The organism is Clostridium sp. LS (assembly GCF_002760435.1).
GTDB lineage: Bacteria > Bacillota > Clostridia > Clostridiales > Clostridiaceae > Clostridium.
In genome coordinates this window covers 20,516-27,150 of the sequence record NZ_AUUU01000011.1, presented here as the reverse complement: position 1 = coordinate 27,150, position 6,635 = coordinate 20,516, and the positions used below count along the sequence as shown (strand labels likewise).

Annotated in this window: 8 protein-coding genes; all 8 read left to right on the top strand. The window is 30.8% G+C overall.

Annotated features, from left to right (window positions below; all coding sequences use genetic code 11):
- Window positions 1-403: 403 nt before the first annotated feature.
- The 8 genes from COL3_RS03025 to COL3_RS02995 all read left to right on the top strand — a co-directional run bounded on the left by COL3_RS03025 (window position 404) and on the right by COL3_RS02995 (window position 6,568).
- Window positions 404-1,087 (top strand): hypothetical protein, encoded by a 684-nt coding sequence (locus tag COL3_RS03025; RefSeq protein WP_008429009.1) that lies wholly within the window; start codon window positions 404-406, stop codon window positions 1,085-1,087.
- 188 nt (window positions 1,088-1,275) lie between these two features.
- On the top strand, window positions 1,276-1,482 hold the full coding sequence (locus COL3_RS03020; protein ID WP_008429006.1) for a hypothetical protein: 207 nt from the start codon (window positions 1,276-1,278) through the stop codon (window positions 1,480-1,482).
- A 235-nt stretch (window positions 1,483-1,717) separates the two neighbouring features.
- The gene (locus COL3_RS29190; protein ID WP_242982093.1) at window positions 1,718-2,104 is read left to right on the top strand and encodes a substrate-binding domain-containing protein; all 387 of its coding nucleotides are present in this window, start codon (window positions 1,718-1,720) and stop codon (window positions 2,102-2,104) included.
- Window positions 2,091-2,768, top strand: a complete 678-nt coding sequence (locus COL3_RS29185; protein WP_242982092.1) for a substrate-binding domain-containing protein — start codon at window positions 2,091-2,093, stop codon at window positions 2,766-2,768. Before COL3_RS29190 ends, COL3_RS29185 begins: the two co-directional genes overlap by 14 nt.
- A gap of 299 nt (window positions 2,769-3,067) precedes the next feature.
- Window positions 3,068-3,661 carry a TetR/AcrR family transcriptional regulator gene (locus tag COL3_RS03010; RefSeq protein WP_008429001.1) on the top strand — a complete coding sequence of 198 codons (594 nt, stop codon included), beginning with the start codon at window positions 3,068-3,070 and terminating at the stop codon, window positions 3,659-3,661.
- Window positions 3,662-3,758: 97 nt separating this feature from the next.
- Entirely contained in the window at window positions 3,759-4,463 is a 705-nt protein-coding gene (locus COL3_RS03005) for an MBL fold metallo-hydrolase (RefSeq protein WP_008428999.1), read from the top strand.
- Window positions 4,464-4,703: 240 nt separating this feature from the next.
- Window positions 4,704-5,174: a MarR family transcriptional regulator gene (locus COL3_RS03000; protein WP_008428998.1), complete on the top strand. Its 471-nt coding sequence runs from the start codon at window positions 4,704-4,706 to the stop codon at window positions 5,172-5,174.
- A gap of 152 nt (window positions 5,175-5,326) precedes the next feature.
- On the top strand, window positions 5,327-6,568 hold the full coding sequence (locus COL3_RS02995) for a tetracycline resistance MFS efflux pump (RefSeq protein WP_008428996.1): 1,242 nt from the start codon (window positions 5,327-5,329) through the stop codon (window positions 6,566-6,568).
- The last annotated feature ends 67 nt before the right edge of the window (window positions 6,569-6,635 follow it).

Sequence of the window (6,635 nt, the reverse complement as noted above, 5' to 3'; positions counted from 1 at the left end):
CGATGGTACTGCATGGGAGACTGTGTGGCAGAGTAGGACGTTGCGAGGTAATTATAGAAGATAGTCAGAATGGCTATCTTTTTTATTTATTTTTAAATAAATAACTGTGATTTTACTTAATAATTTGGGAAAATATAATATGATAGTTGATAGTAGTAAAATATTGAATTTTATGCTATCAGCTATTTTTTTGTCTGGATCAGTTATACAAAAATAAAATTCAAGATACTTTTGGGGTCGTGAAACACGATGTATGGGTGGTTACCGTTTCCCAATTGTTATTAAGAATATTATGAAGTATTTGGCAATGAATTTTACAAAGAAAGATGAATAGAATACAACAGTGATGTGAGAATAAATGGTATAATTATGAAATGATTTTTATTAATGGGGGAAAATTAATATGAAGAAACTACTTAGTATTATTTTAACGCTGTTGGTTTTAACGGCAATTGGGTGTGGAAATAGTGTAGAAAAAAAAGCCTCGGAGCAATCTAATGCTGATATTGAAAATAAAATTTCGTTAAAGGATAAAATACAAAATGATATAGATAAAGCAGATAGTTTAGTAAATGAAAAGAAATATGATGAAGCTAAGGCAATAATAGAAGAAGTTAATAAAAATGATTTAGATGAAAATCAAAAGAATAAAGTGAATGAATTGTCATCAACAATTATTGTAGAATTAGCAAAAATAAATGAAACAAGACAAGAACAGAACAGGAAAACACTAACCCAACAAGAAGCTAGACAATTAATTTTAAAGGAAGATGGAAACTTCATTTCAAGACATACAAATAGTAATGTAAAACTTTCAACTGATGGAAGAGAATATAGTGCTGAGAATATTCCAACAGGAGATGCCTGGAATGTTCCTAAAGAACCTTGCTATGAATTCTCTGTGAATTATTATGATAAGAATGGGGAAATTCTTGATGTGGAATTTGAATATTTAGTTGGTAAAGATAGTAAAAATGTATATATTATGAGTAACCAAGGAAATACATCGGTTTACCAAATACAAAATAATAAAAAAGTAAAGACATTTAAATGGTTAAAAGAAGGAGAATCATCTGAATGGCGTTAATAGAGAAAACAGCATTAAGAAATTTCATAGATAAAGACCCAATTGAAGTAAAAGGTGAAAAGTATTATATTTTATCATTATGAAGAACTAGGACCTGAAATAGAAAATTGGGCTTGTAAAAGGAGGAGGGGAAAAAAGTATATTACTATACTAAAAATAATAAGCAAAATATTGAAAGGAGATTTATAATGGAAGAGCTAAAATCAATTTTGGAGAAGTTTGCTGAATCTGGTTGGGATTTGCTTGCTATTCCTTCAAAAGCATATCTTAATGGAAATGGGACTAAAGAAGATTTAGTCAAAGCAATAGTGCAAGCAGATAAAGAATGCGGAAACTGTGGCTGCGAATTTGATCCTTTGTACAAAAAGTGTATTGAATTGAAAGATTTGTTATAATATATGAAATGAACTAATTGCATAATCGTTGGTTCACAATATATTAACAATTTTTGAAGGAATTAATTTAAAGATTGTTTTTTCAAAATCCCATCATATGTTTTATTTATTTGGTCATCCTTATATAATGAAACATTTTGGTGGGATTCTTTTATCTCACTAAATTTTTTCGCTAAATAGAATAATTTTATTTTTAAAACCCAATCCTATTAATTGTAAAGTTTAAGGAGGTTTTATGATGAAATTGTTGAGGAAGATGGTAATAATTATTATAGTTATAGTTATAGTAGTTGAAACATTAATAGGAGCTGTTCCCGATAATATATGTTGTAATTTAATAAAACCAGTTAATATAGGTGTAGTCTTTTATCGGTTTGATGACCCTTATGTTATGCAATTAAAACAAAGCTTGGAAAATATCCAAAAGAAGAGTGAAGGGAAAGTTAAGTTTAGTTTCTATGATAGTAAAAATGATAAGGTTATACAAAATCAAAATATCAATGCACTGCTACAAAGTGGGAGTGTTGATGTTTTAGTATTAAGTTTAGTAGATTTGGTGAATGATCCAAAGGGAATTATTAATAAAATTAAGGAAAAAAAATATTCCAGTGATTTTTGCTAGCAAACGAATACTTAAAGTAGATGAAAATATTGTTAAATCTTATGATAAGGCTTATTATGTATTGCCAGATTCAGAGCAAGGAGGAAGATTGCAAGGAAAAATGATAGCCAATACATGGTATAAAAATAAAGAATCTATGGATAGAAGTAAGGATAACGTCATGCAATATGTGGTGTTGCAAGGTGGAGTTAGTAGTGAAGGAACAACAGATAGAACTAAATACTCTATTATGACTATTGAAGATTCAGGAATAAAAGTGGAGCAGCTTGCATCAGAATTTTGCAATTGGAATGAAGAGTTGGCAAAGCAGAGGATGGAAAGTTTGATTGTAAGGTATAACAGTAGAACTGAAGTTGTAATTGCTAATAATGATGCTATGGCAATAGGTGCTGTAAAAGCGCTACAAGAATTTGGATATAATAAAGGCAAAGATACAAAAACTATACCAGTTATTGGAATGGATGCAATACCAGAGTCATTAAATCTCATAAAAAATGGGTATATGTTAGGTACTGTTATACAAGATCCTAATGTTATGGCAGAAGTATTTTATGAAATTGGAATGCATTTTGTTAATAATACACCTTTCGAGTGTACACAAGAATATAGATGTGATGAAAGTAAAAAAATTATACGATTACCTTTTAAAGAATATATGAGTTAAGGTTAAAGGCATATTTAAAGTATAAGTTTTTTCCTATTTTTAACCTATATTTAGAATGATCTATTAGACTATAGTAGATCATTTCTTTGTTTATAAATATTTATAAATAAATTTGTAAATATTAGAATCACTTTTAGTATTAAGTGAAATAATTGCAGCAGTTGGTGCGGATAGTAAACATCCAGAATGGCAAAGCATAAGTTGAATATACCACTTTGTAAATCCATAATTGACCAATAATTTTTTTTATGTTATTATTAAACTGAACATTCAGTACTAAAGTTAAAGGAGTTGAATGAATGAACCGCCCTAATGCACATGAAAGAATTTTAAATGCAGCAGTAAAAATATTTGCTGAAAAAAGCTTTGAGGGATCTAGAATTGAAGAGATTTCTCGCGAAGCTAATGTACCAAAGTCGCTTATTTACTATCACTTTAAGAGCAAAGATGAAATTCTAGAAGTACTAATAAATAATTTTGTAAGCGAATACACAACTATTATATCTAAAAATACAAAAGAAACACATGAAGAAAAATCCAAAGAAGCAGTAAATCGGATGGAAACTTTATATTATGAGTTTGGTCAGAGGAATGCGGATTTAATTAGAGTAATTCTTATTGATTCATTGAAAAAAACACAAGAACAGCCAATCCTATTCAGTATTGTGAAAACTATGATTGAGAAAGAATTGGAAGTAAATACTAATGAAGACTATGATGTTCAAGAAAGAAGAATTGCAGAATTCTTTACAAACCTTATGCCTAATTATGCATATGTTTGTTTTTCTGAGTCATGGACTAAATTTTTTAATATAGAAAGAACCGAATTTGATAAATTGTATTTAAAGGTGTATGGAGAAACACATGGCGCATATCATAAAAATCACAAGTGATAGGCGCATATGAAATATTTATAATTTCGGTAGTTTATCAGAAAAATCTAGGTTCAATTTAGTGTGTCTATAAATATTCATATTTTGAGGAGGTATTATGGAACAAGAAATAATTAGAATTAATTTAGATGGTGTCAATTGTTATTTAGTAAGAACAAATGATAATTTTGTATTGTTTGATACTGGTGGCCATTTGTTTATGGATAAAGAGTTTACAAATAGACGTAATAATTTAGAGAAAGAATTGGATAAGGCGGGGTGTAAGCCTGGGAATTTAAGGCTTGTTATATTAACGCATGGAGACAATGATCACGTTGCTAATGCCTGTTACATTAAAGATAAGTATAATGCTCAAATAGCAATGCATTGTGATGATTTAGAGTTAGTTAGTTCACCTAATATAGAAAAAGTCATGGAAAATTGTCAGTATAAATCTGTAATTTATAAAGTTGTTTTTTTCTTTATGAAAAAATTAATAAAGAAGACCTTATTAAAAGTACTTAGTGACTTTGAAAGTTTTCAACCAGATATATATATTGATGAAAATTATAATCTAGAGGAATATGGTATTATGGCAAAAGCAATACATATTCCTGGACATACATTAGGTTCCATTGGTATTCTTATGGAAAATGGAGATTTAATTGCTGGTGATACTCTTTCGAATATGAAAAATCCTCAAATTGCACCAAATGCTTATGATTTTAAATTATTAATTGAAAGTGTAAATAAGTTAAGGAAAATGAATATAAAAACTGTTTATCCTGGTCATGGCGATCCATTTGAATTTGTACAATTGTAAAGCTAAATTTTATTTAAGACTGTAGACCCGGTGTTAGTCAGACTTAACCCTACTGTCTTATGCGAGTGTCTTGATATTTGCCCTTTAGCAGATTGGTTTATCTAATCAGTACTTAAACGCTTTTGGTTCTCTTTTTTCGTGTATAGTTTAATTCCTAAAATAATTATTTTAATATTGTTGAAACAGAAACAAAAGTTTAATATAATATTTTTAATGCATAAGCGGGTGGGAGGATGTGCCATGAATAAAGAAGAACAGGTCATGATGGGTTTTAGGGAATTATTTAATAAAATTGCTTGGCTTAATAAGTTTAAGATGGAAGGCAGTTTTGAAGATTATAAGTCTTCTGAAGTACATTACATCGAATGCATCGGAAGAAATGTAGATTCCAACGTGACAAAACTTGCAGAGTCCCTTTATATGACTAGGGGTGCCATAAGCAAAATGACCAAGAAGCTCATAAAAAAAGGTGCCATTGAAAGCTATCAGAAGCCAGATAATAAGAAAGAGCTCTATTTTAGGCTTACTGAAGAAGGGCAAAGAATTTATAACATCCATGAGAAACTTCATAAAGAATCTCAGGAACGAGATAAATGCGTATTTGAGCAGGTAACTGATGATCAATTTGACGTTATGCTTAAATTTTTAGAAAATTATAGCAGGCATCTTGATGAAGAAATAAAGAAGATGGATATAGATCTTAAATCGTAATAAATCTAAATAGCAAGACCACATGCAGCCAAACTTTATTAAAAATTGGCTGCATTTTTATTGTTGTTATTTTGTTGACAAGGAAACAAAATGATGATATGATAAATTTGTTGACTAGGAAACAAAATATAACTTTTGAGAGGAGAATTTTAATGTCTAAATCTAAATCATACAATGAACATAGTATAGAGCAAACAGTAGATAAAAATGCTTTAATATTCGGTCTTATCTCCGTATTTCTTTGCGGAATAGGCTTTGGTATCATATCGCCTGTAGTCCCATTCTTAGTACAACCTTATACAAGTAATCCTGGGGAACAAGCTATAGTTGTTACGCTGCTTACCTCTGTTTATGCAGTATGCGTGTTTTTTGCAGCCCCTGGACTTGGAGCTTTGAGCGACAAGTATGGTCGTCGTCCAGTGCTCTTAATATGCCTTTTGGGCTCTGTAATCGGGTACTTAATTTTTGGCATAGGAGGAGCGCTATGGGTACTATTTGCTGGGCGCATAATAGATGGTATAACAGGCGGAACCATAAGCACTATCTTTGCATATTTTTCAGACATCATTCCTCCAGAACATAGAACTAAATATTTTGGATGGATGAGCGCAATTGTAGGTGTAGGTGGCGTCATTGGTCCAACTTTAGGTGGATTACTTGCCAAGTTTGGTTATTCTGTACCCTTGTATTTTGGAGCAATAATAACTTTATTGAATGTTGTTTATGGATTCTTTTTTATGCCTGAGAGTCTTAATAAGAATAATAGACTGAAAGAAATTACATTTATAAGACTGAATCCATTTACACAGCTTGCAAACATACTTTCTATGAAAAACTTACAAAGGCTACTTGTCTCAGCATTCTTAATTTGGATACCTAACGGATCCCTGCAGGCAGTTTTTTCACAATTTACAATGGATACTTTCAGCTTTCAGCCTGCAATAATTGGACTTATGTTTTCAATTATGGGATTCCAAGACATCATTTCACAAGGCCTAATAATGCCAAAGCTTTTGATAAAATTTAGTGATAAACAGATAGCAATTCTTGGAATGGCTTCAGAGATTATAGGTTACAGTTTTATTGCAGCATCTGCATTATTCTTATTTTATCCTATTCTTATCGCTGGAATGTTTATATTTGGTTTTGGTGATTCAATCTTTGGGCCTTCGTTCAATGGGATGCTATCTAAGTCTGTGGGTTCTAGTAAACAAGGAAGGATACAAGGAGGCAGCCAATCTATTCAGGCTTTAGCAAGAATGATTGGGCCTATCATTGGAGGTCAAATCTATGTATCACTTGGTCATTCAGCACCTGCTTTTATGGGTATGATCCTTATAGCAGCGGCAATACCAGTATTGTATAATGGTACGCATGTAAATAAATCATCTTAACAGTTTTTGAGGTTTTTAATACCCTCTGGAAGCTTTCCAGAACCACGTGCATAATGGAGTTACAAGG

Excerpts from the sequence above, each read along its gene's own strand:
- COL3_RS03025 (WP_008429009.1), top strand. The coding sequence starts at position 404 with ATGAAGAAACTACTTAGTATTATTTTAACGCTGTTGGTTTTAACGGCA.
- COL3_RS03020 (WP_008429006.1), top strand. The coding sequence starts at position 1,276 with ATGGAAGAGCTAAAATCAATTTTGGAGAAGTTTGCTGAATCTGGTTGG.
- COL3_RS29190 (WP_242982093.1), top strand. The coding sequence starts at position 1,718 with ATGATGAAATTGTTGAGGAAGATGGTAATAATTATTATAGTTATAGTT.
- COL3_RS03010 (WP_008429001.1), top strand. The coding sequence starts at position 3,068 with ATGAACCGCCCTAATGCACATGAAAGAATTTTAAATGCAGCAGTAAAA.
- COL3_RS03005 (WP_008428999.1), top strand. The coding sequence starts at position 3,759 with ATGGAACAAGAAATAATTAGAATTAATTTAGATGGTGTCAATTGTTAT.
- COL3_RS03000 (WP_008428998.1), top strand. The coding sequence starts at position 4,704 with ATGAATAAAGAAGAACAGGTCATGATGGGTTTTAGGGAATTATTTAAT.
- COL3_RS02995 (WP_008428996.1), top strand. The coding sequence starts at position 5,327 with ATGTCTAAATCTAAATCATACAATGAACATAGTATAGAGCAAACAGTA.